The organism is Bacillus sp. N12A5, assembly GCF_026790125.1.
Taxonomy (GTDB): Bacteria; Bacillota; Bacilli; order Bacillales; family Bacillaceae; genus Bacillus.
In genome coordinates this window covers 208,325-231,208 of the sequence record NZ_JALAMR010000016.1, presented here as the reverse complement: position 1 = coordinate 231,208, position 22,884 = coordinate 208,325, and the positions used below count along the sequence as shown (strand labels likewise).

Annotated in this window: 35 protein-coding genes and 1 pseudogene; 33 read left to right on the top strand and 3 right to left on the bottom strand. The window is 38.8% G+C overall.

The annotated features are described in order from the left end of the window. The first annotated feature begins 104 nt into the window (after window positions 1-104). The 13 genes from MOC09_RS16975 (at window position 105) to MOC09_RS16915 (ending at window position 6,160) form a co-directional block, all read left to right on the top strand. Complete coding sequence (locus tag MOC09_RS16975) at window positions 105-344, top strand: helix-turn-helix domain-containing protein (protein WP_268371225.1); 240 nt, start codon at window positions 105-107, stop codon at window positions 342-344. Window positions 345-346: 2 nt separating this feature from the next. After that, entirely contained in the window at window positions 347-487 is a 141-nt protein-coding gene (locus tag MOC09_RS16970) for a hypothetical protein (RefSeq protein ID WP_088679343.1), read from the top strand. A 73-nt stretch (window positions 488-560) separates the two neighbouring features. Then, entirely contained in the window at window positions 561-1,130 is a 570-nt protein-coding gene (locus MOC09_RS16965) for a helix-turn-helix domain-containing protein (protein WP_268371223.1), read from the top strand. After that, window positions 1,127-1,384, top strand: a complete 258-nt coding sequence (locus MOC09_RS16960; RefSeq protein WP_268371221.1) for a YqaH family protein — start codon at window positions 1,127-1,129, stop codon at window positions 1,382-1,384. Before MOC09_RS16965 ends, MOC09_RS16960 begins: the two co-directional genes overlap by 4 nt. Beyond that, the gene (locus MOC09_RS16955; protein ID WP_122060486.1) at window positions 1,381-1,554 is read left to right on the top strand and encodes a hypothetical protein; all 174 of its coding nucleotides are present in this window, start codon (window positions 1,381-1,383) and stop codon (window positions 1,552-1,554) included. The genes MOC09_RS16960 and MOC09_RS16955 overlap by 4 nt, the downstream gene beginning before the upstream one ends. Continuing rightward, window positions 1,514-1,708, top strand: a complete 195-nt coding sequence (locus tag MOC09_RS16950) for a YqaI family protein (RefSeq protein WP_268371219.1) — start codon at window positions 1,514-1,516, stop codon at window positions 1,706-1,708. The genes MOC09_RS16955 and MOC09_RS16950 overlap by 41 nt, the downstream gene beginning before the upstream one ends. Before the next feature lie 106 nt (window positions 1,709-1,814). Beyond that, complete coding sequence (locus MOC09_RS16945; RefSeq protein ID WP_268371217.1) at window positions 1,815-2,774, top strand: YqaJ viral recombinase family protein; 960 nt, start codon at window positions 1,815-1,817, stop codon at window positions 2,772-2,774. 2 nt (window positions 2,775-2,776) lie between these two features. After that, complete coding sequence (locus tag MOC09_RS16940) at window positions 2,777-3,631, top strand: recombinase RecT (RefSeq protein ID WP_268371215.1); 855 nt, start codon at window positions 2,777-2,779, stop codon at window positions 3,629-3,631. 67 nt (window positions 3,632-3,698) lie between these two features. After that, window positions 3,699-4,385: a DnaD domain protein gene (locus tag MOC09_RS16935; RefSeq protein WP_268371246.1), complete on the top strand. Its 687-nt coding sequence runs from the start codon at window positions 3,699-3,701 to the stop codon at window positions 4,383-4,385. Then, window positions 4,267-5,208, top strand: a complete 942-nt coding sequence (locus MOC09_RS16930; protein ID WP_268371213.1) for an ATP-binding protein — start codon at window positions 4,267-4,269, stop codon at window positions 5,206-5,208. Before MOC09_RS16935 ends, MOC09_RS16930 begins: the two co-directional genes overlap by 119 nt. Further along, the gene (locus MOC09_RS16925; RefSeq protein ID WP_080332533.1) at window positions 5,199-5,348 is read left to right on the top strand and encodes a hypothetical protein; all 150 of its coding nucleotides are present in this window, start codon (window positions 5,199-5,201) and stop codon (window positions 5,346-5,348) included. Before MOC09_RS16930 ends, MOC09_RS16925 begins: the two co-directional genes overlap by 10 nt. A gap of 95 nt (window positions 5,349-5,443) precedes the next feature. Beyond that, window positions 5,444-5,872, top strand: coding sequence for a RusA family crossover junction endodeoxyribonuclease (locus MOC09_RS16920; RefSeq protein ID WP_268296641.1), 429 nt, complete (start codon window positions 5,444-5,446; stop codon window positions 5,870-5,872). A gap of 81 nt (window positions 5,873-5,953) precedes the next feature. Then, a complete protein-coding gene (locus MOC09_RS16915; RefSeq protein ID WP_268371210.1) occupies window positions 5,954-6,160 on the top strand; it encodes an XtrA/YqaO family protein in 207 nt (68 codons plus the stop codon). Window positions 6,161-6,284: 124 nt separating this feature from the next. Here MOC09_RS16915 and MOC09_RS16910 read toward each other — a convergent pair whose 3' ends face one another. Then, a complete protein-coding gene (locus MOC09_RS16910) occupies window positions 6,285-6,551 on the bottom strand; it encodes a transcriptional regulator (RefSeq protein ID WP_105953550.1) in 267 nt (88 codons plus the stop codon). Between the two features lie 400 nt (window positions 6,552-6,951). On the opposite strand from MOC09_RS16910, the gene MOC09_RS16905 reads away from it, so the two are divergent. From MOC09_RS16905 to MOC09_RS16885, 5 genes are all read left to right on the top strand, one after another. Beyond that, window positions 6,952-8,382, top strand: coding sequence for an AAA family ATPase (locus tag MOC09_RS16905; protein WP_268371206.1), 1,431 nt, complete (start codon window positions 6,952-6,954; stop codon window positions 8,380-8,382). 11 nt (window positions 8,383-8,393) lie between these two features. Then, complete coding sequence (locus tag MOC09_RS16900; RefSeq protein ID WP_268371204.1) at window positions 8,394-9,020, top strand: hypothetical protein; 627 nt, start codon at window positions 8,394-8,396, stop codon at window positions 9,018-9,020. Window positions 9,021-9,135: 115 nt separating this feature from the next. Further along, window positions 9,136-9,591 (top strand): sigma-70 family RNA polymerase sigma factor, encoded by a 456-nt coding sequence (locus MOC09_RS16895; RefSeq protein WP_268371202.1) that lies wholly within the window; start codon window positions 9,136-9,138, stop codon window positions 9,589-9,591. A gap of 140 nt (window positions 9,592-9,731) precedes the next feature. Further along, window positions 9,732-10,028, top strand: coding sequence for a YjcQ family protein (locus tag MOC09_RS16890; protein ID WP_268371200.1), 297 nt, complete (start codon window positions 9,732-9,734; stop codon window positions 10,026-10,028). A 96-nt stretch (window positions 10,029-10,124) separates the two neighbouring features. Then, window positions 10,125-10,358: a hypothetical protein gene (locus tag MOC09_RS16885; RefSeq protein WP_268371198.1), complete on the top strand. Its 234-nt coding sequence runs from the start codon at window positions 10,125-10,127 to the stop codon at window positions 10,356-10,358. 245 nt (window positions 10,359-10,603) lie between these two features. Here MOC09_RS16885 and MOC09_RS16880 read toward each other — a convergent pair whose 3' ends face one another. After that, window positions 10,604-10,729: a YjcZ family sporulation protein gene (locus tag MOC09_RS16880; protein ID WP_061669944.1), complete on the bottom strand. Its 126-nt coding sequence runs from the start codon at window positions 10,727-10,729 to the stop codon at window positions 10,604-10,606. Window positions 10,730-10,908: 179 nt separating this feature from the next. Here MOC09_RS16880 and terS point away from each other — a divergent pair, with 179 nt between their 5' ends. The 15 genes and pseudogenes from terS (at window position 10,909) to MOC09_RS16805 (ending at window position 22,359) form a co-directional block, all read left to right on the top strand. Continuing rightward, the gene (terS, locus tag MOC09_RS16875) at window positions 10,909-11,703 is read left to right on the top strand and encodes a phage terminase small subunit (RefSeq protein WP_268371196.1); all 795 of its coding nucleotides are present in this window, start codon (window positions 10,909-10,911) and stop codon (window positions 11,701-11,703) included. Then, window positions 11,696-12,990: pseudogene (locus tag MOC09_RS16870) on the top strand (PBSX family phage terminase large subunit). The gene terS and the pseudogene MOC09_RS16870 overlap by 8 nt, the downstream one beginning before the upstream one ends. A gap of 3 nt (window positions 12,991-12,993) precedes the next feature. Continuing rightward, window positions 12,994-14,526 carry a phage portal protein gene (locus MOC09_RS16865; protein ID WP_268371194.1) on the top strand — a complete coding sequence of 511 codons (1,533 nt, stop codon included), beginning with the start codon at window positions 12,994-12,996 and terminating at the stop codon, window positions 14,524-14,526. Further along, window positions 14,523-15,440, top strand: a complete 918-nt coding sequence (locus tag MOC09_RS16860; protein ID WP_268371192.1) for a phage head morphogenesis protein — start codon at window positions 14,523-14,525, stop codon at window positions 15,438-15,440. Before MOC09_RS16865 ends, MOC09_RS16860 begins: the two co-directional genes overlap by 4 nt. Window positions 15,441-15,484: 44 nt before the next feature. Further along, entirely contained in the window at window positions 15,485-16,363 is an 879-nt protein-coding gene (locus tag MOC09_RS16855; protein ID WP_152425540.1) for a hypothetical protein, read from the top strand. 5 nt (window positions 16,364-16,368) lie between these two features. Then, window positions 16,369-17,340, top strand: a complete 972-nt coding sequence (locus MOC09_RS16850) for an XkdF-like putative serine protease domain-containing protein (RefSeq protein ID WP_268371187.1) — start codon at window positions 16,369-16,371, stop codon at window positions 17,338-17,340. A gap of 18 nt (window positions 17,341-17,358) precedes the next feature. Then, a complete protein-coding gene (locus MOC09_RS16845) occupies window positions 17,359-18,294 on the top strand; it encodes a phage major capsid protein (protein WP_003229922.1) in 936 nt (311 codons plus the stop codon). 10 nt (window positions 18,295-18,304) lie between these two features. After that, window positions 18,305-18,616, top strand: a complete 312-nt coding sequence (locus MOC09_RS16840) for a YqbF domain-containing protein (RefSeq protein WP_268371184.1) — start codon at window positions 18,305-18,307, stop codon at window positions 18,614-18,616. A gap of 3 nt (window positions 18,617-18,619) precedes the next feature. Continuing rightward, window positions 18,620-19,015 (top strand): DUF3199 family protein, encoded by a 396-nt coding sequence (locus tag MOC09_RS16835; protein WP_004398566.1) that lies wholly within the window; start codon window positions 18,620-18,622, stop codon window positions 19,013-19,015. Beyond that, complete coding sequence (locus MOC09_RS16830) at window positions 19,012-19,374, top strand: YqbH/XkdH family protein (protein WP_268371182.1); 363 nt, start codon at window positions 19,012-19,014, stop codon at window positions 19,372-19,374. The genes MOC09_RS16835 and MOC09_RS16830 overlap by 4 nt, the downstream gene beginning before the upstream one ends. Beyond that, entirely contained in the window at window positions 19,371-19,874 is a 504-nt protein-coding gene (locus MOC09_RS16825; protein WP_003246050.1) for an HK97 gp10 family phage protein, read from the top strand. Before MOC09_RS16830 ends, MOC09_RS16825 begins: the two co-directional genes overlap by 4 nt. A gap of 12 nt (window positions 19,875-19,886) precedes the next feature. Next, window positions 19,887-20,324 (top strand): phage tail terminator family protein, encoded by a 438-nt coding sequence (locus MOC09_RS16820; protein WP_144460488.1) that lies wholly within the window; start codon window positions 19,887-19,889, stop codon window positions 20,322-20,324. Further along, a complete protein-coding gene (locus tag MOC09_RS16815; RefSeq protein ID WP_033880532.1) occupies window positions 20,321-20,512 on the top strand; it encodes a hypothetical protein in 192 nt (63 codons plus the stop codon). Before MOC09_RS16820 ends, MOC09_RS16815 begins: the two co-directional genes overlap by 4 nt. Continuing rightward, window positions 20,513-21,913 carry a phage tail sheath family protein gene (locus MOC09_RS16810; RefSeq protein WP_268371179.1) on the top strand — a complete coding sequence of 467 codons (1,401 nt, stop codon included), beginning with the start codon at window positions 20,513-20,515 and terminating at the stop codon, window positions 21,911-21,913. It abuts the gene before it with no gap. Window positions 21,914-21,915: 2 nt separating this feature from the next. After that, on the top strand, window positions 21,916-22,359 hold the full coding sequence (locus MOC09_RS16805; protein WP_003229930.1) for a phage tail tube protein: 444 nt from the start codon (window positions 21,916-21,918) through the stop codon (window positions 22,357-22,359). A gap of 253 nt (window positions 22,360-22,612) precedes the next feature. Here MOC09_RS16805 and bsrH read toward each other — a convergent pair whose 3' ends face one another. Further along, window positions 22,613-22,702, bottom strand: a complete 90-nt coding sequence (gene bsrH, locus MOC09_RS16800; protein ID WP_075058862.1) for a type I toxin-antitoxin system toxin BsrH — start codon at window positions 22,700-22,702, stop codon at window positions 22,613-22,615. Window positions 22,703-22,884 lie beyond the last annotated feature (182 nt).

Genomic DNA, 22,884 nt, shown 5'->3' with positions numbered 1-22,884 from the left:
ATTTGGAAACAAAAAGTTTCCAAAAACACTTGACGGACACGTTTTGTGTCCTGTATATTATAAATCGTAAAAGGAAACAAAACGTTTCTGAGGGGGTGATATAAGTGGAAAGGGAAGTTTTGTTTTCCTTACGTGGAAACACGTCAAGAACAGTTGTTGCTAATGACTTAAACATAACTCCACAGATGCTAGGGGCAATTGAAAGAGGGGATAGAACTCCCTCCTTAAGTCTGGCCAAAAAGATCGCAGACTATTATGGAACAACTGTAGATGAAATTTTTTTTGCTCAGAGTAGACACAAAATGTGTCCTGAATATGAAACAAGTACAGATAAGGGGGCTTAATTATGAAAGTCATCTTGAAAAAAGGACCGCTGTTTGAACAGGCAGAGGCCAAAGCTTACAAATACCTCAGAGGCATACTTGTTCAGCGCATGAATGAACACCAAGAGAAGCTTGCGCAACAAAATAAAAAGGAATCAGCCTAAGTCATTTATAAACAGCATGGTCTATTAACTTCAATTTTAAAACTGAAAATCCAATATATCAGGAGGCAAACATATGGAGAACAACCCATACAACATGCGGAATTTACCGCAGATTATGCGTAGTGCCCGTAAGACTGCAGGTCTTTCCCAATACCAAATCGGCAAATTAATCGGAGGTAAGGATCAAAGGTATGTTTCAGATGTTGAAAATGGACTTGCCAAGCTCACTCCAGAGTTATGTATCAAGTGGTTTGAGAAGTGCGATGCCTATGAACATATTGATCTTGTCCATTACTTATTCAAACTTCACCCAACAGCGGCTGCTCCTATTGATCCAGCACTTAATGAATGTGCAAGTAATGCGGTGATTAATATGGTTCACCAATTGGAGGAAGCATTACAAGCAACCAAACATTTAGCCCGTTGGCTTACGGATAACCGACTAGGTAAAACAGAGGAGCTGCCGATGGCCGATATTAAGCAGATTTTTGATTTGATTGCGGCTAACAAAACATTGATTTATTCACTTGTTCGTACTCACGGGTTGAAAATGCAGGAGCTTGCAGATAGGTGGACGCGGAAAGCTCTAGTTGATCAAGTTGCTATGGCAAAACAAGAAGGAAGGCAGGCGGTTTCAGTATGAATACTAATCATTTCTTGAAGTCAGATGTTCCTATCGCAAAAAGAAAAATCGAATCAGCAGAAGAGCTATCAATCATGCTGTCAGAGGCATTACGTGATGGTGATTATGAAGAAGCTATTAGTCTTGCTGGAAGTATCAAGGTTCTTACTGAGGATATTAGCCGACTGGCAAACAAAGGACGTCTTTATGAAACAGCATTGAAAATGCAACAGCGAGGCATCAACTTGACTGTAGTGAGCAGGTATATAGGATGATGGTTCATTTTGTTCATAAGCCCGCAACTGCTCTGGAAGTTCGTAAATGGTGTGCGATGATACGTAACAATAGTGAGTTTCATCTGTTATGGGATAGACGTGCAGACAAATTCAGAGAGGAGAATATGAATGGTCGAAAACCCAATGGTCATAAACAACTGGCACGATAAGCTGACTGAAACGGATGTGCGAATTGATTTTTATGGTGATGAAGTAACACCAGTTGATGATTATGTAATTGATGGCGGTGAAATCATTCTGAAAGAGAACTTGGAAAGATATCTAAAGGAGCAACTTGGTTTTGAATTTAAAAATGCGCAATAAAAAAGCCCACTCGGACAAAGTGGACTTCTTTAAAGGCTATCAATAAAAACTCATGTATAAATATTTTATCAGATAGCTTCATTAAAAACAATGGGGGTTAGGTGGTATGACAAGCAAACGGGCTGAGGTTCTTGCTAAGACTTTTGAAATGAGCCGCGATGAATGGCTTATTGAAAGGAGAAAAGGAATTGGCGGCTCAGATGCATCCATTATCTTGGGGCTGAACAAATGGAAGACACCTTTTGAGTTATGGTTAAACAAAACAGGACAGGTCCCTGTTAGTGAATCGCAAAGTGAAGCTGCTTACTTTGGATCATTGCTAGAAGACATTGTTGCAAAAGAATTCGAGATACGTAGTGGAAAGAAGGTTAGACGTAAAAAAGCAATACTCAGACATCCAGAACATGATTTCATTTTGGCCAATGTTGATCGAATGATCGTTGGTGAAAAAGCGGTCCTTGAATGTAAAACAACATCAGCCTACAACTTAAAGGAATGGGAGAACGAAGAAATCCCCGAGAGCTATATCGTTCAGGTCCAGCATTATCTGGGTGTACTTGGACCTGAATACCGGAAAGCTTATTTTGCTGTGCTGATCGGCGGGAACAAATTTGTCTGGAAAGAGATTGAGAGAGACGACGAGTTAATTGACATGATCTTTGAAGCAGAGATTGAGTTCTGGAATGACAAGGTATTAGGCGGACAAGCTCCTGCTTTAGATGGTTCAAGTGCTGCGGAGGAATACCTCAAAAAACGATATGCCGAAACGGAAAATAACAAAGCCATTGATTTAACTGGGGCTAATCGAGAACGTATTCAACAATACTTGCTTCTTAAAGAACAGATCTCAGAGCTTCAAAGCCAGGCAAAAGAATTAGAAAATCAGATCAAACATGAAATGAAGGATGCAGAGTATGGGTTTATTGGAAACTATCAAGCTTGTTGGAAGCCAGTTGTCTCAAATCGAGTTGACACGAAAAAGCTGAAAGAGCAGTTTCCGGATATTTACGAAAAGGTCAAAAAGGAAACTCATTTCAGACGTTTTGGAATCAAGGAGGTTAGCTGATTATGGCTACTAATCAATCAATTAAGAACAACATCCAAAAGAAACAAAAAAGCGCACCTATGCAACCTCAAGGAGCAACCATGAAAGGCTTGCTTTCCTCACCATCTGTTATTAAGCGATTTGAGGAAGTGTTAGGGAAGAGGGCTACACAGTTTACGGCTTCTATCTTAAGCCTTTATAACAGCGAGCAGATGTTACAGAAAACAGATCCTATGAGCGTTATTTCATCTGCAATGGTGGCAGCTACACTCGACCTACCTATAGATAAAAACTTAGGGTATGCCTGGATAGTTCCTTATGGAGGAAAGGCTCAATTCCAGCTAGGATACAAAGGATATATACAGCTAGCCTTACGAACAGGCCAATATAAATCCATCAATTGCATACCGATTCATGAAGGCGAATTGCAGAAGTGGAATCCGCTGACTGAGGAGATCGAGATTGATTTTGAAAAACGAGAATCAGACGCAGTGATTGGTTATGCAGCTTATTTTGAGTTGATAAATGGCTTCCGAAAAACAGTGTACTGGACAAAGGCACAAGTGGAGAAACACAAAAAGAAATTCAGTAAATCTGATTTTGGATGGAAAAATGACTGGGATGCGATGGCTCTTAAGACTGTATTAAAAGCAGTTTTAAGTAAGTGGGGAATTCTCTCTGTGGAAATGCAAAAAGCAGTTATTGAGGAAGATGAAACAAGGGAACGGATTGACATTACCAATGAAGCGGATAGTTCAGAAATTATCGATTCCGAGTCTTCAAACAAAGACGAACCGGAAAAAACAAGCGAACAAGAAGCTGATCCTTTTGACGGCAAGCCTGTAGATATAAAAGAAGATGAACTTCCATTCGATTGAGGTCGGCATCCATGATATAACTGCACTCTGTGAAAGGAAGTAGGTGGTTGACTTGGACATAAAAGCAATGGGGTATGTAGTCATACCCCGACTACCATTCAAAGAGTTTAGGGATGAAAAAATTTATGACCACTTGTTCAAAAGAGCTGAATACAGGCAAAATCAAGAGCTAGAACTTGGGCAGACCATTATCAAAGTTGTGGAACTTGCAAAAGATTTTAACTGGTCAGCTGCACAGATCAAATACTCACTAGACCGAATGGAGAAACAAGAATATATCAAATTGGACCGTCTTCCACAAAAAAGAGGGTTCATCGTCACCATACTTCACTATGCAGACTACATACAGCTAGGAAATTACATGAAGAAAAAAGCTTTGGAACCAGCTGAGATTGAACATCAGGAGGTCGATGACAAAATGAAAAATGCCTTTGAGCTATATGAAAACAAAGTTGCTCGGTCAGTCGGCCCGATTGAGGCACAGCGAATTGGATACATGGTCGACGATTATGGTGAAGAAAAAGTGATGGAGGCTATCAAGACAGCGTTTCAATTAAAGGGGAAAGCAGCTAGTTTGTCATACGTTCAAGCCATCTTATCAAATCCATTCACTCAAAAGAGAAAGGAGAAACAATATGGCTATAAACAAAGCAGTCAGTATAGACACCGCATTTCAAACAATCATGCAGGAACTTCGGGAAAAGTCAGCCCGCTTTTTGGGAACAAAACAGGCCGCATCCGAAGAAAAGGCTGATTTTGATTGTCCTTATTGTAAGGATCGTGGAATTGTCCTTTATCGGGTCCATAAGGACACTTCTTGGCATTTAGATGAACAGTTAGACCTTATGGTTCCAGACGATATGGTGTCGGAAGATGATTTTCTGTTAGGTAAGGTTTGTACGCCGGATAAAGCTAGTGAATGGAAAGATACTTATTCAAAACAGTGTGAATGTGTGAGACGAAAGAAAATTGCCAGACTCATGGCAGCTAGTGGCATTACAGAAGAATTTGAAAAGCTTCTCTTTGGTAACTTCATCACGGATGGTAAACCTGACATGATCAAGGACGCTTATGAGTGTGCAGTGGAATACTATAAAGATTTTCAAAAAATCAAAGGAGAACGGCAAAACAGTATCGCATTACTTGGACAGCCAGGTAGCGGTAAAACTCATTTGCTCACGGCGATTATGAATAATCTGATCAAGAAAAAATCAGTACACTGCATGTATTTCCCTTATGTAGAGGGCATGGGTGATTTGAAAGCTGACTTTGACAATTTAGAAGCAAAACTCGATGCCATGAGAAAGGTCGAAGTTCTATTCATTGATGACTTATTCAAACCAATAAACGGTCAACCAAGGGCAACCGACTGGCAGGTTGAACAAATTCAGTCAGTCCTAAATTATCGTTATTTGAATCATAAGCCTTTGCTGATTTCTTCGGAGTTAACAATTGATGAGTTTTTGGATATAGACGAGTCTCTTGGTTCACGAATTCACCAGATGTGTCGTGATTACATAGTGATTATTAAAGGCGATCGAATGCAATTAAATCATAGGTTAGGTGATTGGGAATGAAGGAGAAAACGAATGTAAAAGCAACTGGTGGACTTTATATATTCGGACCTTTAAGTCCTACAGAAGGTAAAGATCTTACACCAACTATCCGTTTACTTGAGGAAAAAATAAAGCAAATGGAGCGGATGCTGAGTGCTTAAAGCAGTCGTGTCTCTGCTGGCAATTTTACTCTCCGCACCGAGAATAGAAAAAGAAATTCAGCTATGGGAACAGCTTGACGGGAGGTAAAGAACAGTTGGATTGCATTAAGTTCACTGTTTATGGAGAGCCAGTCGCACAAGGACGGCCGCGTGGATCAATACGAAATGGGAAGGTGCATATGCGAGATCCAGCGAAATCAAAGTATTTCAAGCAGTATGTAGCTTTGGTTGCGTCTCAGCATCGACCAGAAAAAGTTATTACTGGTCCTGTCTCAATGGATGTCAAAGTGTACAGACCAATGCCAAAATCGGTTTCAAACTCATCAAAGAAGAAAGAAAAAGCCGAAAAAGGTCTTCTGAGGCCGACCACAAAGCCCGACGTTGATAACTATGTAAAGGGTGTGAAAGATGCTTTGAATCATCTGATATACAAAGATGATAGTCAGGTTGTGGATTTGAAAGTCAGTAAGTTTTATAGCGAAGAGCCGAGGGTGGAAGTCATGATAAGAGAGGTTTCTGCCTAAAAATAAAAAACACCGAAGCGCTTAGCCTCAGTGTTCTTGATATGAACTGGTACTTCTATCATAACATAGGGGGCGCTTTGAGTGTACAATCCAAGAGAAATAAACATCAAAAAAGACTTCACTATTCAGCAGAAAATTGACTCAGGAAAAGTTAAGATCATTGTTTTAGATGGGAATCAAGGTACAGCACATGTCTTAGATGCTCCTGAGCACGGTAAAACGGTGATTCAAACTGTAAAGGGTAGCTTTGCGCGGGTTGATCATGAAATAGGTTACAAAGTCAGGTAAGCAATGAAAGGGAGTTTTATGGTGGGTGCCATTACAAGTTGAACTTCTAATGTGTCGTCAAGTCAATGACTATCAAACAGGTAGTAGAACTATAAGAAAAAGGAGGCTATAAACCTCCTCATAGTTAACTTGAATAGTAGGCGATATAAGATCCATCAGGATAAAAAGTAACACTGTCTAAATAATATGTTGTTCCGTTGATAGTGATTGTTTGTCCAGGGTCTGGATCAGAAGGAAGTCCACGAACAACTAGGGTACCTAATGCAGATACTTCCTTTGTTTGACTTTCTTCAGAATGAGTATCAGTAGGGCTTGCGGCAAAGGCAGGAGCGGCAGAAACAAGCAAAGCAAGTGACAATGCAGTACCAGTTAAAACTTTTTTCAATTTCATTTTTAACACTCCCTTAGTTTTTTAATACAACTGTATTATTACATGGAATACAAAAATATCCAAGGTATTTTTTGTTAATTTTTTGTGAACTTAGTTTATATATAGAATCCTCCTGAATGCCTGCTGCCCGAGATAATCAGACGCTCGGGGTAGTACGGTGGTATTAAAGGCCGGACATGAAAGCAAACTTGCTTTGAATAGGGACAATCATTTTATTCACGGCTCGGCTCACTTTAAAGAGCGGAATACTTATGGTTGAGTAGTACATATTCTTTTGTTACCGGAAAGAATTTAGTCAAAAATTGATGAACGAAAATCATGTTTGTTTTATCTGAAAATGTTTTTTAACTAACGATTTAGTATATAATGTTTATAACGAGTATTGAGAGCGGGGTTAAATATGAAAATAGAACTTAAAAACCTTGGTCAGGTTAAAAAAGCTTTAATTGACGATAAAGATTTGACAGTAATTGTTGGTGATAACGGTTCAGGTAAGACATTGCTATTAGAAGCTAAAACATTTATTTTGAATTCATACAGCAAACATCTACATAACGTTATAAAAAATTTAAGGGAAAAGTACTCTGATTATTTGAAGTTTGATACTGATTGGACTGAAATTAATAAGTTTATTAGTGAAACATCAAAAGATTTTAAAAAAGAAGAGCCTAGATCTTCTTTTGAATTTACTTTGCAAAACCAATTGGATAGTAGTATTCGTAAGTCAATGAATGAAGATATAGCTGAGCAATTTAAACACTTTAAGAAAACAACTATCGAAGCTTTGAATAAAGAAATACTAATGGTTGAAAATTCCGATTTGGATTTTGAATTATTTGATACTCCACGTATAGCCGATATAACTTATATTGAATGTAATTTGATTATGTTCGATCCTGAAATATTAATGCTTGAAATGTTTGATAAAGCCGATCTTTTTTTTATGAGGGTTCCTATTATGCTTGATACCCCTTCCGCTTCCGAATACCTTATGAATGAAGAGACCGATCCAAATATCATAAAAGTGAAAAAACATCTTTATGAACCGGTAATTATGATGCAAGATCAAATAAGAAATTACTTTATAGGAGGTTTTTTCACAGGAATAACTCGTAATATCAATACCTTATTTTTGCCTTCTGAGAGAAATTTATATATGGACGTTGCTCTAGCAAAAACTATAAAAGAAAATTTAGAAAGTCGCTATTCATTTTCAAGAGAAAACACGAAAGTAAGGTATAGTGAGCACTTATTTAATCTTGCATATTTGAATTATAAAGATAATTTAAATCGCTTTCGTCGTCCAGACTTCGAAAACGTTTATAAAGTAGACCCTGATCTAACCAAAATTTTTGGTGGGAAACTTATTTTTGATGAAGAGGGAGATATAAAAAGTTTAGTCACGCATGAGGGTACTGAAATCAAAAGAGAATTATTTTCTACAAAACAGAATAGATTAATTCCATACCTTATAATTATGCCTCCAGTTGGTAGACAATACAAAGAAGTAATTATTGAAGAACCTGAGGCGCATTTGTCTTTAAAAGGAATGAGAGAATTATTAGGATATCTAAAAAGCCTTATTGAAAAAGGGATTAAAATTACTTTGACGACACATAGTGACGTATTCTATTCTCATCTTAATAATTTTATTTTAATGGATGATAAAGTTCAATCCAAGGTTTATGAATTGAAGAAAATTGGCGATGAATCTTTCTTAGAAGAGAAAGAAAAAACAAAATATGGTTATGAGATCGATTTATTCACAGAAGAGCTAAACGAATTATATGAAAAAACACTATCTATACAAAATGATATTGACGAATATTGAGGGTAGTATATATGATTCCAACAATGACCTTAATAAAAAAAGACGACATATTGAAAGTAAATGGTTCTATATATTTGTCGGAGAAAATACAAAATCCACAAAAGAATGCTGAGATGAAATTAGAACTATCGGTTAAACCGGAGAAGATTTTTTATAAACTTTTCTGTATTCAAAAAAAACAAAGTCCCGAGAGCAGTAGATTAGACTTTTTTCATTTGAAAGAGTTTCCAGATGGGATATTTTTAGAAAAAAAAGATGATGGTACGTACCATTGCTATATTTTTGAACTTAAATTTACAGGGTCTAATGATTTAAAAAAACTTACAAGGCAATTGTTCTCCGGCTATATACATTGTAAAACATTATTGTCAGTTTTAGATATTGATTATAGGAGTACCGAAATTTCATTTCATGTTGTATGTGTGCAAGAAAATAGTAAACAAAGCGAGTTTAATAGGATAAAACCAGCAAAGAAATTTATCGTTGGAAAGCCATTAAACAATAATAGTGATTTTGATGAATGGTTGTCTAATAGACTGATTTATAGAGCTGGTGAATATAAAAAAGTCTTGAATATAGAAAAAATATTCCTAAAAACCACCGATGACTATACTTATTATAATAAGTTAGAGATTTAATTTTTAAAAAATAATAATAATCGGTCCAAGATGGAAAGCCTGCGGACACTGAACTTACAGCATTCACGCTGTTTGTTTGGTGTCCGTTTTTTATTTGGAAAAGGAGGACACAATCATGCATCGAAAAGAAATTGAAAATCTAATCAATAGCTATCACTGGATAGTGAAAGAGGTTCAACGGTTGCAGAGAGTACTCTATGGTTCAGCAATTCCTATGAAAAATTGGGGTGTTGCTCAATACGGATTAGAAGCTGCTATGCCAAAAGGAAGTCCCGGGAAGAGTCAGGTTGAATTGCGGCAAATGGATATGAGAGAGGAACGTCTTCTCAAACGGCTTAAGTATTATGAAGAGCGAGTATATGCAGCGGAGTTAGGTGCCGAAATAATCAAAGGGGAGCAGCATAAAGTCATTTATGATTGCATGATGGAGGGTATGAGCTACCGCGCAATAGGTCTTCACCTTGGCATTTCAAGGGAAACTGTACGAAAAATGAAGGATGAATTGATCAGCCAATTATGCCAAGATTGCCACTTTGAGCGCTTGTTGAATCCGAAAAAATCTGTAGTGTAAAATGGGAGGAAGGTCGGCGCGGCAGAATTTTATTGAGCCACCTAAACTATATAGTACACAAGATATAAATCATTCGACAAATTTTGCAAATGGTTCCTTTGTCAACCTCCTTAACCGATAATAAGGTGGGGGGTGAGGAAATGGATCGCAGGAAATTAGTTTATAGTATTTTAAAAGAAATTGATAATGGCAATGAGCCAAAATATACTGATTATGATGTAGAACTTCAATTTTTCGGTGAAGTTCTAGAAATGATGAAAGGAAAAAATTTAATTGAAAATGCAACTGTCATCAGAGGTGGAATGGGGAACCCAGTAAAAATGACATTGCTAAATCATGCAAAAGTTACTTTTGATGGTATGGAGTATCTCGAACAAAATAATGCTTGGGCTAAAACGTATAAAACAGTTAAAGAATTAAGAGATTGGATTAAATAAAATTGAGCATCCTAAGGGATGCTTTTTTGTTCGACAAATTCTGCAAAATGTTCTTTGTCAAAATATCTTGCCGATATTAAGGTAGGAGGTGAAAGCATGACAAGATCAATTAATGTTAATCAACAACATTTGTTAGAACAGTTGGCAGGCGGATCGGTAAACCGTCAATGCACTTTAGAAGCTCTAATTGATATTCTCATCGATAAAAAGGTATTTACTGAAGAAGAATTCGTTAAATACCAAATGCATCATTTAGAACATTCAGCTGATGAGCATTCTGCGGAGCTTTTAGGTATCAGTAAGGAAGATTACATAAAGAGCAGAAAATAAAAAAGCATCCTTAGGGGTGCTTTTAATATTTCACCACTGAACCAGGAATGTGAAAGTAGCCATAAAAGAAAATAAAAAGAGAGGCTTTAGAATGATCCTCTCTTTTTATTTTAACGCTGATTTAAGAAACTTTGGCAGATCGGTAAAGTTAATAACATAGCAAAACGCCATAAAAACTTCTTATGGCGTCTGTCGTACAAGGAGGTGAATTCCCAAAAGGCCGTTTGGATTAAAATGCCTCAAGACTAATAAAGGAATGTAGCTCCAACAATGATTAACAAAATGAATAGCACCACGATCAAAGCGAAGGAGCTACCATATCCATTTGAGTAACCAGTATTTCCGTTAGAATATCCACCGAAGAATCCCATATTTCCACCTCCTTTAGGGGAGATAGTATAAGGTATGCCTCACAATAATTTTCGACATAGATTTAAGTCTAAAAAAGAAGAAATGAATATTTTGTCTAAGGTGCCATAGCGACACATCAGCAAAAGCTATTAAAACAAACACAAACTCAAACATGAGGTCCGGAGGTGGGTGAGATGTAATGCCAAGACCACGAGATCCACGTAGAGACGAAGCTTTTCGTTTGTGGGAAGAGAGCAGTGGAAGCAAGAAGTTAAAAGACATTGCCAAGCAGTTAAACGTAGCAAGCAGCACTGTCCGCAAATGGAAAGCAAACGATAAATGGGCAGAAAAAATGAATGGGAGCGCTCCTAAATCAAAAGGGAGCGCTCCTTTTCGTCTAGGCGCACCTAAAGGGAACAAAAATGCAAAAGGAAACAAGGGAGGAAGAGCACCGCTTGGAAATAAAAATGCACTAGGAAATAAAGGTGGTGCTGCTCCACTGAGAAATCAAAACGCTGTAACTCATGGATTCTTCTCTAAATTCATTCCAGAAGAAACGCTATCCATCATGGAAGGGATACAGGAGCGATCCCCTGTCGATATGATATGGGATCAGATACAGATTCAATATGCTGCAATTATAAGGGCACAAAAAATCATGTTCGTTTCTGATAAGGAAGAAATGATTAAGGAACAGAAAAAGAAAAAATCTGTCCTATCTGAGACAAACGAAGTCGAAGAGGAAGAGTATGAATTCCAATTTTCTTGGGACCGTCATGCCACGTTCTTGAACGCTCAATCTCGGGCAATGGCAGAGCTCAGGAACCTAATTAAACAGTTTGATGAATTAGCCCATGCGGAAGACGAACGACGCTTTAAATTGGAGCATATGCGTTTAAGTATAGACAAGAAAAAATTAGAGATTGAAGAACTTACAGAAGAAGATAAACCTTTTGAAATCACCATTGTAAACAAAGGTGATGACAGTGATTAAACAAGTAAATCCCCATTTTAAAGAATTTCTCTTTGACTGGAATCAAAAGTTTCAGTTTCTCGTGGGTGGTTATGGATCATCCAAAAGCTATCATGTTGCTTTGAAGATTGTTCTGAAATTGCTCAAAGAAAAGCGTACTGCACTCGTTATCAGAGAGGTATACGACACACATAGGGACTCAACATTTTCTCTTTTTGATGAAATTGTAAGTGATCTGAAATTAGATCATATCGTTAGGTGTGTATCTTCTCCTATGCAGATTCGATTTTCAAATGGCAGCAGGATTATCTTTAAAGGGATGGATAAGCCAGCAAAACTGAAATCAATCAATAATATTTCGCTCATTTGGATTGAGGAATGTTCTGAAGTGAAGTATGAGGGATTCAAGGAGCTGTTAGGACGTCTTCGTCATCCGACATTGCCGCTCCATATGATTCTTTCAACAAATCCAGTCGGAGAGGACAATTGGACTTTTAAGCATTTCTTCAAGGATGATAGGGAGAAGCGCTTTGTCCTGGATGATAAGGAGCTTTATGAAAAGAGGATAATCGTTAGCGATGACACCTATTATCATCACTCAACGGCGGATGATAATCTTTTTCTGCCAGAAAGCTATGTCCAGCAACTTGAAGAATTGAAGGAATATGACCCAGACCTTTACCGGATTGCGCGGAAAGGTCATTTTGGCGTGAATGGAATTCGGGTACTGCCACAATTCGAAGAGCTACCGCATGAAGAGGTTTTGAAGGCTATCGCTGATATTAACCGCCCTCTTAAACGAGTTGGCATGGACTTTGGTTTTGTGGAGTCGTATAACGCCGTTGTTAGAGTTGCTGTAGATCACGAGAAGAAATATCTCTATATCTACTGGGAGTATTACAAAAATGGACTAACGGACGATAAGACTGCCGAAGAACTCAAAGAATTTGTCGAGACACAGGAATTAATCAAGGCGGATTCAGCAGAGCCAAAGACAATCCGATATTTTCAACAGCATGGTTTTAATATGGTGGGCGCCCGAAAGTACCAAGGATCACGCCTCCAATACACAAAGAAGATCAAACGGTTCAGGAAGATTATTTGCTCTGACTGTTGCGAGAACACGATTTATGAGCTTAAGCCGCTCACTTATGCTACTGATAAGCTGGGGAACATCATAGAAGATGAGTTCACCATAGACCCGCATACACTATCAGCTATCTGGTACGCACTTGATGATTATGAGGTAACCGATTTGAAAGAAGAATCAAGAGGAAGACCGCAAAGATAAGACCAGGAAGGAGGTAAAGCATGTCAAAACAATCTGTTAAAGCACGAGTGATTAAAGCTTCTCCACCTACTGAATCAACTAAACAAATTTATGAAGATGAATTTGCGGACAGTTATGACAGCAATATTTTACCGCCTCCGTATAATCTTAGAGAGTTAAAAATGATTGCTGAATATTCAACAATCTTACAGCAATGTGTTGATGCCTACAGAACAAATATTGTGGGCTTTGGGTTTGATTTTGAGTACTCGTTTGATGTAAATTCGCCAGATGTGACAAATGAAGAAAAAACAGAAGCTGAAAGCGAATGGATAAAGCTTGAAGAGTTCGTTAAATATCTTCAATTTGATGAGTCAGCTGAGACTTTACTCGGCTTTGTTATTGAAGACCGAGAAAAGACCGGTAATGGATTTATTGAGGTTATCCGAAACGGTGAAAATAAGCCAGCCGGCATTGAATACATGGACGTTCAAAATGTACGAGTTTGCAAACTGTCTGAACCAATCGAAGTTGATTTTACATACTTCGAACAAGGACAAATGAAATCAATCAAAAGAGAAAAACGATTTCGTAAGTATGTTCAGATGATTGACGGCCGTATGGTTTACTTTAAGGAGTATGGTGATCCCCGTACTTTAAATTTAGAGACTGGCCAATATGATGAACAGACTCCATTCGAAAAACAAGCAAATGAAGTGGTTCATTTCAAGATAGGAAGCGGTACTTATGGGAAGCCTCGATGGATCGGCCATATTGTTAATCTGTACGGAGCTCGTAAAGCAGAAGAGCTGAACTTCATGTACTTCAAGCAAGGTAGACATATTCCCGCTGCCATTACAATTGAAAATGGTATGTTGTCAGAGGATTCTTACACACAATTGCAGGATTATATGAATGGACTAGAAGGAGTGGAGAACGCTCATAAGTTCCTATTACTTGAAGCGGAAGGCATAGCGAAGGGCAAAAACATTCATGGCGATGAAGAGATTGCTCCAGTAAAAGTTGATATTAAGTCACTTGCTGAGATCCTTCAAGAAGATGCCTTGTTTCTAGAATATGAACAAAAGAGCCGAGACAAAATTAGATCGGCTTTTCGTTTGCCTCCACTTTATACAGGTGAAGCTCAAGATTACAACAGAGCAACGGCTGACACAGCAAGAAAGATTACCGAGGAACAAGTTTTTCAGCCTGAACGAAAGTTAATCACAGGTAAACTGAATGCTTTATTTCTAAATGATCTTGAAATTCATAAGGTTCGTCTTCAGCTAAAAGGACCAGACTTTAGAGATCCGCTTGAGATTGCTAAGGTTCTAACACCGTTTATAACAGCAGGTGCAGTTTCTCCGAATGATCTACGTGATCTGGCCGGAAGGGTGCTCGGAAAGACGCTTGAAGAATGGCCGGAAGAAGAATACAATAGGCCGCTAGGTAAGAATAGCAATGAGTCTGCTTCTGATCCTTTGGCTACGTTGTTTAAATCTAAGGCCGGTACTCCTGATATGATTGGGTTATTAAAAGATATGCGGGATGTTTTGGAGGATCTGAAGAGATGAACAAAACGGATAAGCTATTGGACAGTTTGAACGCATTCATTCAAAAAGCCGAGAAAAATCAGGGCAAGAATTTGGAGGAGTCTATACCTGATTTCCCCGGCCTTTCTATGATACCCGGTTTTGTCGAAGAATATGAAAAAGCCATTGCCAGATTACTCAGACGCCAGCGTAAGAAGTTTTTAGATAGTCTTAAAGGTCTTGTAAGCAAAGATTCGAAAGAGACGTTAGAAGCCCTTCTGGTGTTTTTTACTCAGAACCTTTTTGCGGAGGATGACTTCGAGGAGGAATTTCAGGAACTGACTGAGGGATTCCTACAACAAACCATTGAAGAGCTGGCCGTAGTCATCATGGACTCTATAGATCCAGAAGTTCCTTTTAAAGTCTTATCCAATCGAACGATAAATTGGATTAAGGATTGGTCTGAAAAACTGGCTCAGATCATGAAGTTAAACACTCATGAAGCTGTGGAGAACACTCTGACAGATGCCATTGAGAACGGTTCATCGATTGAGGACATTGAGTTGGCCCTCAAAGAAATGCCGCAATTTGATAGGGAGCGAGCTCGCACAACGGCCATCACAGAAGTGCTTGCTGCTTCCTCTGCTGCTCAGCATGAATCATATGCACAATCGCCAGCAGTAAAGAAAAAGAAGTGGCGGCACAGCGGAGGGAAGAAAAACAACCCGCGTGAGAATCACATCGATCTTGACGGCACAGTCATTGGAGTAGATAAAGAATTTCAAATACCAGGGAGTAGCGAGAGCTGCATGTTTCCGCGAGATCCTAAACTATCTGCAGGTGAGCGGGTTCATTGTCATTGTGTTCTTTCTCCTGTGGTAGATAACATGATTTTAGGGTTGTCAGCCGAAGAAAAAGAAGAAATTCGAAGAGAAGCCTTAGCAAGAATGGAATAATATAGTATAATTTTCTCATATATTTTGAAGAATGGGGTTATTACATGAACTTCGAATTTTTGGAATTACTAAAGGGGTATATACCTGTTATTGCCGTTCTTGTATCAGCATTTATTGCTTTTATTTCGAATATTCGTCACAAGGACCTTGAAAGGTTTTATAAGAATGCTGAAAGTAACTTAGAAAAGTTAATAGAGCCTATGTATTTTACAGTTAAAAACATTGAAGCAGTAGAGGATAAACAGTATAAAATTAAGTTAATTAATGATTTTTTCAACACTTATGCTCCTAAAAAAATAAGTGTTTCAAAGCTTGGGAATAGACAGCTAATTAACAAGTATTTTGAGGCTCAAACAGCTTTTAATCAATATCTAAATAACTTTGATGAAGAAAGTTTGAAATTATTATTTTTTAAGATAGGGAGCTTAAGGTATCATATCGAAAAAGAGTATTGGAAACTTTTTGAAACTGTATATAAGGACTACAACTGGTATAAGAAAACTGTAGACATGAATTATCTGTTCCGCTTTTTTCTAAGAATCTCTTTCTTTATTGAAAGTACCTTTTATGCAGTTACATGGTTGTCATTGTTTTTTATACTGTTTGTAACTTTTGATGAATTATCTGTCTTTGGTGATACTCCTCTTTGGGGTGCCGACTTCAAACCCAAAATTCAATTTGCGGTTTTGATATTTGCAGTATCTCTTGTATTTCTTTATCTTACTATGTTTATTAACTTTGCTTTTGCAGATGACACAAAACAGAAAAAGAAATTCATCGATTATGCTTCAGCGGGTTTAACTTTTGTATGGAAGAAATGTGCTTTAAAATGGCGAGAATGGAAAGAAGAACGAGCTAATCGTAAGGAAGAAAGAGAGCGGATTAACAACCGACAAGCAGATGAACAAACTGAAAGGAGGTGAACAACATGCCAAGAGAATTGGTAAACGCAAAAATCACACATGTTTCCTACGTGGACAAGGCTGCTAATCAAAAGCAGTTCTTTTTTATGAAGTCAGAAAAACAGCCGGACTTTTACAAGGAAGTCAAGGTCCTCGTGAAAGAAGCGGCTGAACAAAAACTTGTTTATGGAATCGTATATGAACCAGATACAGTGGACGCACACGGGGATTTCATGACAGCGGCAGAAATAGAAAAGGCCGCACATGGATTCCTGAAAGATGCTCGTCAAATTGACAAACAGCATGATTTTCAGGGCGGTGTTGGTGAGGTGGTTGAATCCTATGTTGCACCTGCTGACTTTGAAATGAATGGGGAAACCATCAAAAAGGGTTCATGGGTCCTTGTCACAAAGGCTTCGGAGGAAGTATGGAAGCAAATCAAAAAAGGTGAAATTACCGGTTATTCAATGGCTGGTACCGCCGAGACAATTGAAAAACAAGAAGAAAAGCCCATTTCTCAAGAGAAAACAGATGAGAAAGGGCTTTTTAATTTGCTTAAAAACTTTTTTATGGGTAAACAACAGCAATCATATGAAGAGCCAGTTACAAAGGCGGGTAGAAAGTTTTCCGCTTCAAACCTGCAAGAAATTAAGAATGCTCATGCTGCCCTTGGTAATTTACTGAGTCAGGTAGAAACAAAAGAGGGGGAAGAAGAAATGACTTCGGAGGAAGTAACTAAATCCATTCAAGAAGCATTAGAGCCAATTAAGAAGCGGCTCGAGACTCTAGAAAAAGAGGAAGAGCTTAATAAGAAAGATAAAGAAAAAGAAGAAGAGACTGAAAAAGAGGGCGAGAAGTTGAAAAAGGCAATTTCAGAAGCTATTCAACCGCTCGCTGATCGTATTGAAGCAATCGAAAAAAGTCGCGGAACATCTAAGCAAACTGAAGAATCGGGTTCCGAACAAGTTCAAAAATCAATCTGGTCAGGGTTGTTTTAATGGATAAGGAGGATACGAATGAGAAATCAAGAGGTTATTAATAAAGCAGAAATGACGCTTTCTACTTTAGAGAGCGGCGGGATTATGAATCCTACTCAGGCTTCAACTTTTATTCGAATGGTACAAGATACGCCAACCATTTTAAGAGATGCGCGAGTTATTCAAATGGACCATGACACACAGAAAATCGAGAAGATCGGTTTTGGTCAGCGTATTTTAAGGGCAGCCCAAGAGGGAGTTGCGCTAACTAAAGATCAAAAGTCAGTTCCATCAACTAGCACAGTTAACTTAAGCACAAAAGAAGTAATTGCTGAAGTTAACATTACCTATGACACACTTGAAAACAACATCGAAAAAGATGGCCTTCAGAATACAATCATGCAAATGATAGCTGAGCGTGCTGCGGTTGATATTGAAGAGTTGCTTGTAAATGGTGATACATCTTCATCCGATTCATATCTTGCACAATTAGATGGCATTAGAAAACAAGCCACATCTCACATTGTTGATGCTGCAGGTGAAGAACTGACACGGCAAACGTTCAAGCGGGGATACAAAGCTGTACCTCCTAAATATTTGCGAATTCCGCAGGAGTTCCGTTTCTATACATCGCCTGGTATTGAGGTCGAATGGAAAGATCGCGTAGCTGATCGTCAAACAAATTTAGGGGATGCAGCTGTTCAAGGTGGCCTTTCTTCTGCTTTTGGTGTTCCGATCAAAGGTATTGCAAATTTACAGCCTTATACGATTGGAGAGGGAGATACTGCAGCCGATGTTTCTGATATCATCCTAACTCATCCGAAGAATATTATTCTCGGTTTCTCTCGTAACATTCGGATTGAAGTAGATAAGGACATCCGTCGCCGTATGTTTATCATTGTTTTGACAGCGAAATTGGATAGTGTTTTTGAAGAAGAGGACGCCGTAGCCAAGATCGTGAAAGTGAAGGAGTAGGTGGTCTGGTGTGTTTACTGCAAAGCTTATTAAAGGCAAAACATACAATGTGATGGGAATAACCTTTCGAGCAGGTGTCAGTCAAACAGTACCGAAAAAGCTCTATGAGTATTTAAATGAAAATCCATATTTTATACTAACCCAAGAGCTTAATAATCAAAAGGATGATCCGATAAATTATACTGAATCGGAATTGAAAGGTATGAATAAAGCAGAGCATGAATCCATTATTTCTAATCTTGGTGGCAATCCGTCTGACTTCAAAAACGCAGATGAAAGAATTGCCTACATCCTTAAGCAAATAGATAACAAAGGGGAGTGACCTATGCTGTTAATCACTCCCGATGAATTAAAGAGTTATTCAGTTTTTGAGTCTGTAAAGACCAGACCTGACGAGTTGTTAAAACAGGATATCCTTGAGGCAACTGCCGATATCATTCTTAAAGTTGGACATGATTTTTCAGATGCAGAGTATATTCCTTTGCCTGAAACGGTTCGACTGGCTCTATTAAAGTTGTCTCAGTTTTATGCTCTTATAAATGGCGACGAGTCAATTATTAAAGGATATACAACTGAAAAAATTGGTGACTATTCTTATACTCTAGGGGATGGCAGTTCTCTTCAAAAACCTGATGTGTATGCATTAATAAAAGATTATGTGAAACCGGCTGACCCTGATTTAGAAGGGATTGAAGCGAAAGTGCGGATGAGATCAATATGAGTTATCAATCCTTATTGACTCACAGATGTGACATTTACCATCTGCAGGAGAAAAAAGAAAATAGAAAGCAAAAATTCGGGGTGCCGGTTGAAGATGTTCAACCGGTTTTTTTTTACCCTGATGAGCCGGACATAGAAAATCAGCCGTGTTATTTTACAGAGAAGAGTCAGTCCATTATCCAACAGGAGCCAAATGTATCTATTTATCAATCTTTCCTTGTGCATTTCCCTGCTACTGCTGATATTCGAGTAAATGACAGGGCGGTTTGGGATGGTACTGCTTATAAATTACAGAGGCCCCGCAAAATCAGGAATCATCATTGGGAAGTGACGGCAGTACGGGAGGTTGAATACTTATGAAAATTCGGGGTCTCGATCAGTTCATACAATCATTAGACCGGGCTTCTCGTGGGGGACTGAAGAGGAAATATGAGCAGTGGCTTGAATCAATGGGTTTTGAGTTCTTAGATATCATCCAAGATGAGATCATTAGGACGAAGACCGTGGACACTCGCCGCTTGCTCAATTCCTTTCAGAAAGGTGACCAGGATAATATCTTTTCAATGACAGAAGGCAGCTTAAAGTTGGATGTTGGAACAAATCTGGATTACGCCTCATACGTCAATGACGGGCACTTTACTATCGATCCGTCTAAAAATCAGGATAGACGATGGGTTCCAGGTCGGTGGAAAGGCGACCGTTTCGAATATGACCCTGCTGAAAAAAATTCCGGCATGCTGCTGAAGTTCCGATGGGTAGACGGTTCGGGGTTTTGGGATAACGCCATGGCCATTTTTCAGTTGATGTTTGAGAGAAGCCTTGAGCGGAAGCTGCAGCAATGGATTTATGAAGAATTTTAAGGCGGTGCTGCCATGAATCAAGAAGTAGGTTCAATTATGGGCTATCTATACAAACTGTATCCTGTTCAAGTGTATGAAGAAGAAATACCGCAGGACTTTGCTGTTCCGTCTCTTTACTTTCCACCGGCTTCCACGGTCGATGGGGTGGACACAGTATCCACGTTTCAGAAAGCATATGTTTTAAACGTAAAACTCTTTCACGAAAACGTACAGAAGGCTCATAACGAAGCGGAACGAATTGCGGATACACTTAGAAGCAGAAGGGGCATAATTCCGCTCATACAGGAATCTGGCGAGGATACAGGTGATTTTATTCGGCTATCTCGAATAGAAACGCGTGTATCAGATGATTACGCAACCATTGTCTTAAACTGGACGAGCCACTATTGGTATGAGCGGGAAGAACAGCGTTCAATGGATGGTTTTAAATTTAAAAGTGGGGTGAAATGATGGCCACTAAAAAAGAGAAAGCGGAAAATGCTTTTTATATTAAGGATTTGCGAGAGCACAGTCGAGAGCTCTTTGGGGTAAAACCCGAGGTGTTTGACGGTGCTCTTTTTCATGTTCATAAAACGAGTATTACAAAATCGGAAGCGAAGAAATTGATTACTCAGTTTCTTCAAAAGGAGGTCAAATAGATGAACGGCGGAACTTTCACACCTGGCAAGGAAAAAGAGCGTGCCGGTATTTACTTTAACTTCAAAACGACCGCGGAGAATCGTGTTTCTGCCGGAGAACGTGGAACAATTGCGCTGCCGATAGCATCCAGCTGGGGTGAAGTTAAGAAATTCATTTCAATCTCTTCAATCGAGGACTTGAATAAAAAAGTGGGGTTGAACATTGATGATCCTTCGCTGTTGCTTTTACGTGAGGCGATGAAAAAGGCAAGTACAGTCTTGCTTTATCGTCTGACGGAAGGTCTTCGTGCTTCAGCAGATATTAGCGAAGGTGTAAAGGCTACTGCTCTTTATGGCGGCACTAAAGGTAATGACATCATTATTAGTATTACGGAGAACGTTATTGACTCTTCGAAAGTTGATGTCACTACCTACCTTGATCAGTCAGAAGTGGATAAACAAACAGTGTCTAAAGCTGAAGAGCTTAAACCAAATAACTATGTCACGTTTACGGGGAAAGGAGATTTAACAGTCACTATTCCGTTAACCGGTACGGCCCCCGAAGACGTCAGCGGTGCTCTTCCTGCAACTTCCGGAATCCGCTTGTCAGGCGGAACAGACAAAACACCGACAAATGCCGATTATACAGCTTTCTTGGAAGCAGCTGAGACAGAATACTTTGATACCATCGCACTGCCTGTAGAGGATAACGAGCAATTAAAAGCAACGTTTGTTGCGTTTATCAAACGGCTGAGAGACAACCAAGGGCAAAAGGTTCAAGGTGTTCTTTCAAATTACAAGGGAGACCATGAGGGTATTATCAATGTAACAGGTGGTGTCCTACTTGAGGATGGAACGGAGATCACTCCTGAAAAAGCTACAGCTTGGGTTGCCGGTGCAAGTGCGGGGGCTACATTTAATCAATCACTTACATTTGTAGAATACGAGGGAGCTGTAGATGTCCTTAACCGAATTGACAACGACGAAATCGTTGAACGATTGTCAAATGGGGAATTCTTGTTTACTTATGATTCTCGTGATAAATCAGTATCGGTTGAAAAGGACATTAATTCACTCACAAGCCTAACAGCAGAGAAAAATAAGATGTTCCAGAAAAACAAAATTGTCCGTGTACTTGATGCAATCAATAATGACCTGACATCTCAATTGAAAGCATTGATCAAGTCTCGAAAAGCGAGCGGCAGTGATGTTCCCGCTACAAATGACGGACTGCAGTTTGTAAAAACGCTGATTACTCAATACTTGAATGTTCTTCAAGATAACGGGGGCATTACTGATTTTGATTCAGAGAATGACATTACAATTGCTCTGAATAATGATCGTGACGGCTTCCTGATTGATCTTGCAGTTCAACCGGTGGATGCAGCTGAAAAATTCTACTTTAATGTTGAGGTGAAATAGGAATGGCATTAAAAGCGCAAAACACCATTTCAGGTAAAGAGGGCAGGTTGTTTCTTGATGGAGAAGAAATGGCCCATATCAAAACGTTTGAAGCCAATGTAGAGAAAAACAAATCCGAGGTCAATATCATGGGTCGTCGGATGACGGGGCACAAAACGACCGGAGCAAATGGAACGGGAACAGCCACTTTTTATAAAGTGACTTCTCAATTTGTTCTTATTATGATGGACTATGTGAAAAAGGGAAGTGATCCTTATTTCACCTTACAAGCTGTTCTGGATGACGCCTCTTCAGGTCGTGGGACTGAACGAGTCACCTTGTACGATGTGAACTTTGATTCTGCGAAAATCGCTGGGCTTGATGTTGATTCTGAAGCATTGGAAGAAGAAGTGCCGTTTACCTTTGAGGATTTTGATGTGCCTGAACAGTTAAAATCCACATTCTAATCACTTTCACGAAAAATCGCCGACTTTAACGAAGATATTTACGAAAAAATGTGGTAAGATTACTTTAGAAGTAATTCAACCGTACCAAATGGAAACATGTATTTCTTTCAAAAGAAATGCATAAAATAAAAGAGACCCGGTTGCCGCCGGGTCAGTATAAATGTTGGCCCATCAAGAGGGCTGGCTTAACAACTTCATGAAAGTATTTAGGATAGACTTTACCCTTTAACTTTGCCGAGCTCAAGGGGTGGGTCTATTTCTTCTTTATATAAGTCAACAGGGCAATTATAAATGACCCGAAAGCAAGCATAAGCATTAATGCTTGAAATGTTGACACGTGCATCACCCCCTTTCATGAGGGAGTGAGCCAGACCGCCCTTGAGATGTTGAAAGCCAATATTCATTTATACTAAACCATATTGTACCATAACACTTTCATAATCCGAGGGTTTTTAATAAAAGAAAAAGGGTTAAGGCTTCTATGATCAGGTCATTTTGAACTCATAGATAAAAAAAGTAACAAAT

Excerpts from the sequence above, each read along its gene's own strand:
- MOC09_RS16970 (WP_088679343.1), top strand. The coding sequence starts at position 347 with ATGAAAGTCATCTTGAAAAAAGGACCGCTGTTTGAACAGGCAGAGGCC.
- MOC09_RS16965 (WP_268371223.1), top strand. The coding sequence starts at position 561 with ATGGAGAACAACCCATACAACATGCGGAATTTACCGCAGATTATGCGT.
- MOC09_RS16960 (WP_268371221.1), top strand. The coding sequence starts at position 1,127 with ATGAATACTAATCATTTCTTGAAGTCAGATGTTCCTATCGCAAAAAGA.
- MOC09_RS16955 (WP_122060486.1), top strand. The coding sequence starts at position 1,381 with ATGATGGTTCATTTTGTTCATAAGCCCGCAACTGCTCTGGAAGTTCGT.
- MOC09_RS16950 (WP_268371219.1), top strand. The coding sequence starts at position 1,514 with ATGGTCGAAAACCCAATGGTCATAAACAACTGGCACGATAAGCTGACT.
- MOC09_RS16945 (WP_268371217.1), top strand. The coding sequence starts at position 1,815 with ATGACAAGCAAACGGGCTGAGGTTCTTGCTAAGACTTTTGAAATGAGC.
- MOC09_RS16940 (WP_268371215.1), top strand. The coding sequence starts at position 2,777 with ATGGCTACTAATCAATCAATTAAGAACAACATCCAAAAGAAACAAAAA.
- MOC09_RS16935 (WP_268371246.1), top strand. The coding sequence starts at position 3,699 with ATGGGGTATGTAGTCATACCCCGACTACCATTCAAAGAGTTTAGGGAT.
- MOC09_RS16930 (WP_268371213.1), top strand. The coding sequence starts at position 4,267 with ATGGCTATAAACAAAGCAGTCAGTATAGACACCGCATTTCAAACAATC.
- MOC09_RS16910 (WP_105953550.1), bottom strand. The coding sequence starts at position 6,551 with ATGAAATTGAAAAAAGTTTTAACTGGTACTGCATTGTCACTTGCTTTG.
- MOC09_RS16905 (WP_268371206.1), top strand. The coding sequence starts at position 6,952 with ATGAAAATAGAACTTAAAAACCTTGGTCAGGTTAAAAAAGCTTTAATT.
- MOC09_RS16900 (WP_268371204.1), top strand. The coding sequence starts at position 8,394 with ATGATTCCAACAATGACCTTAATAAAAAAAGACGACATATTGAAAGTA.
- MOC09_RS16895 (WP_268371202.1), top strand. The coding sequence starts at position 9,136 with ATGCATCGAAAAGAAATTGAAAATCTAATCAATAGCTATCACTGGATA.
- MOC09_RS16890 (WP_268371200.1), top strand. The coding sequence starts at position 9,732 with ATGGATCGCAGGAAATTAGTTTATAGTATTTTAAAAGAAATTGATAAT.
- MOC09_RS16885 (WP_268371198.1), top strand. The coding sequence starts at position 10,125 with ATGACAAGATCAATTAATGTTAATCAACAACATTTGTTAGAACAGTTG.
- MOC09_RS16880 (WP_061669944.1), bottom strand. The coding sequence starts at position 10,729 with ATGGGATTCTTCGGTGGATATTCTAACGGAAATACTGGTTACTCAAAT.
- terS (WP_268371196.1), top strand. The coding sequence starts at position 10,909 with ATGCCAAGACCACGAGATCCACGTAGAGACGAAGCTTTTCGTTTGTGG.
- MOC09_RS16865 (WP_268371194.1), top strand. The coding sequence starts at position 12,994 with ATGTCAAAACAATCTGTTAAAGCACGAGTGATTAAAGCTTCTCCACCT.
- MOC09_RS16860 (WP_268371192.1), top strand. The coding sequence starts at position 14,523 with ATGAACAAAACGGATAAGCTATTGGACAGTTTGAACGCATTCATTCAA.
- MOC09_RS16855 (WP_152425540.1), top strand. The coding sequence starts at position 15,485 with ATGAACTTCGAATTTTTGGAATTACTAAAGGGGTATATACCTGTTATT.
- MOC09_RS16850 (WP_268371187.1), top strand. The coding sequence starts at position 16,369 with ATGCCAAGAGAATTGGTAAACGCAAAAATCACACATGTTTCCTACGTG.
- MOC09_RS16845 (WP_003229922.1), top strand. The coding sequence starts at position 17,359 with ATGAGAAATCAAGAGGTTATTAATAAAGCAGAAATGACGCTTTCTACT.
- MOC09_RS16835 (WP_004398566.1), top strand. The coding sequence starts at position 18,620 with ATGCTGTTAATCACTCCCGATGAATTAAAGAGTTATTCAGTTTTTGAG.
- MOC09_RS16830 (WP_268371182.1), top strand. The coding sequence starts at position 19,012 with ATGAGTTATCAATCCTTATTGACTCACAGATGTGACATTTACCATCTG.
- MOC09_RS16825 (WP_003246050.1), top strand. The coding sequence starts at position 19,371 with ATGAAAATTCGGGGTCTCGATCAGTTCATACAATCATTAGACCGGGCT.
- MOC09_RS16820 (WP_144460488.1), top strand. The coding sequence starts at position 19,887 with ATGAATCAAGAAGTAGGTTCAATTATGGGCTATCTATACAAACTGTAT.
- MOC09_RS16815 (WP_033880532.1), top strand. The coding sequence starts at position 20,321 with ATGATGGCCACTAAAAAAGAGAAAGCGGAAAATGCTTTTTATATTAAG.
- MOC09_RS16810 (WP_268371179.1), top strand. The coding sequence starts at position 20,513 with ATGAACGGCGGAACTTTCACACCTGGCAAGGAAAAAGAGCGTGCCGGT.
- MOC09_RS16805 (WP_003229930.1), top strand. The coding sequence starts at position 21,916 with ATGGCATTAAAAGCGCAAAACACCATTTCAGGTAAAGAGGGCAGGTTG.
- bsrH (WP_075058862.1), bottom strand. The coding sequence starts at position 22,702 with ATGCACGTGTCAACATTTCAAGCATTAATGCTTATGCTTGCTTTCGGG.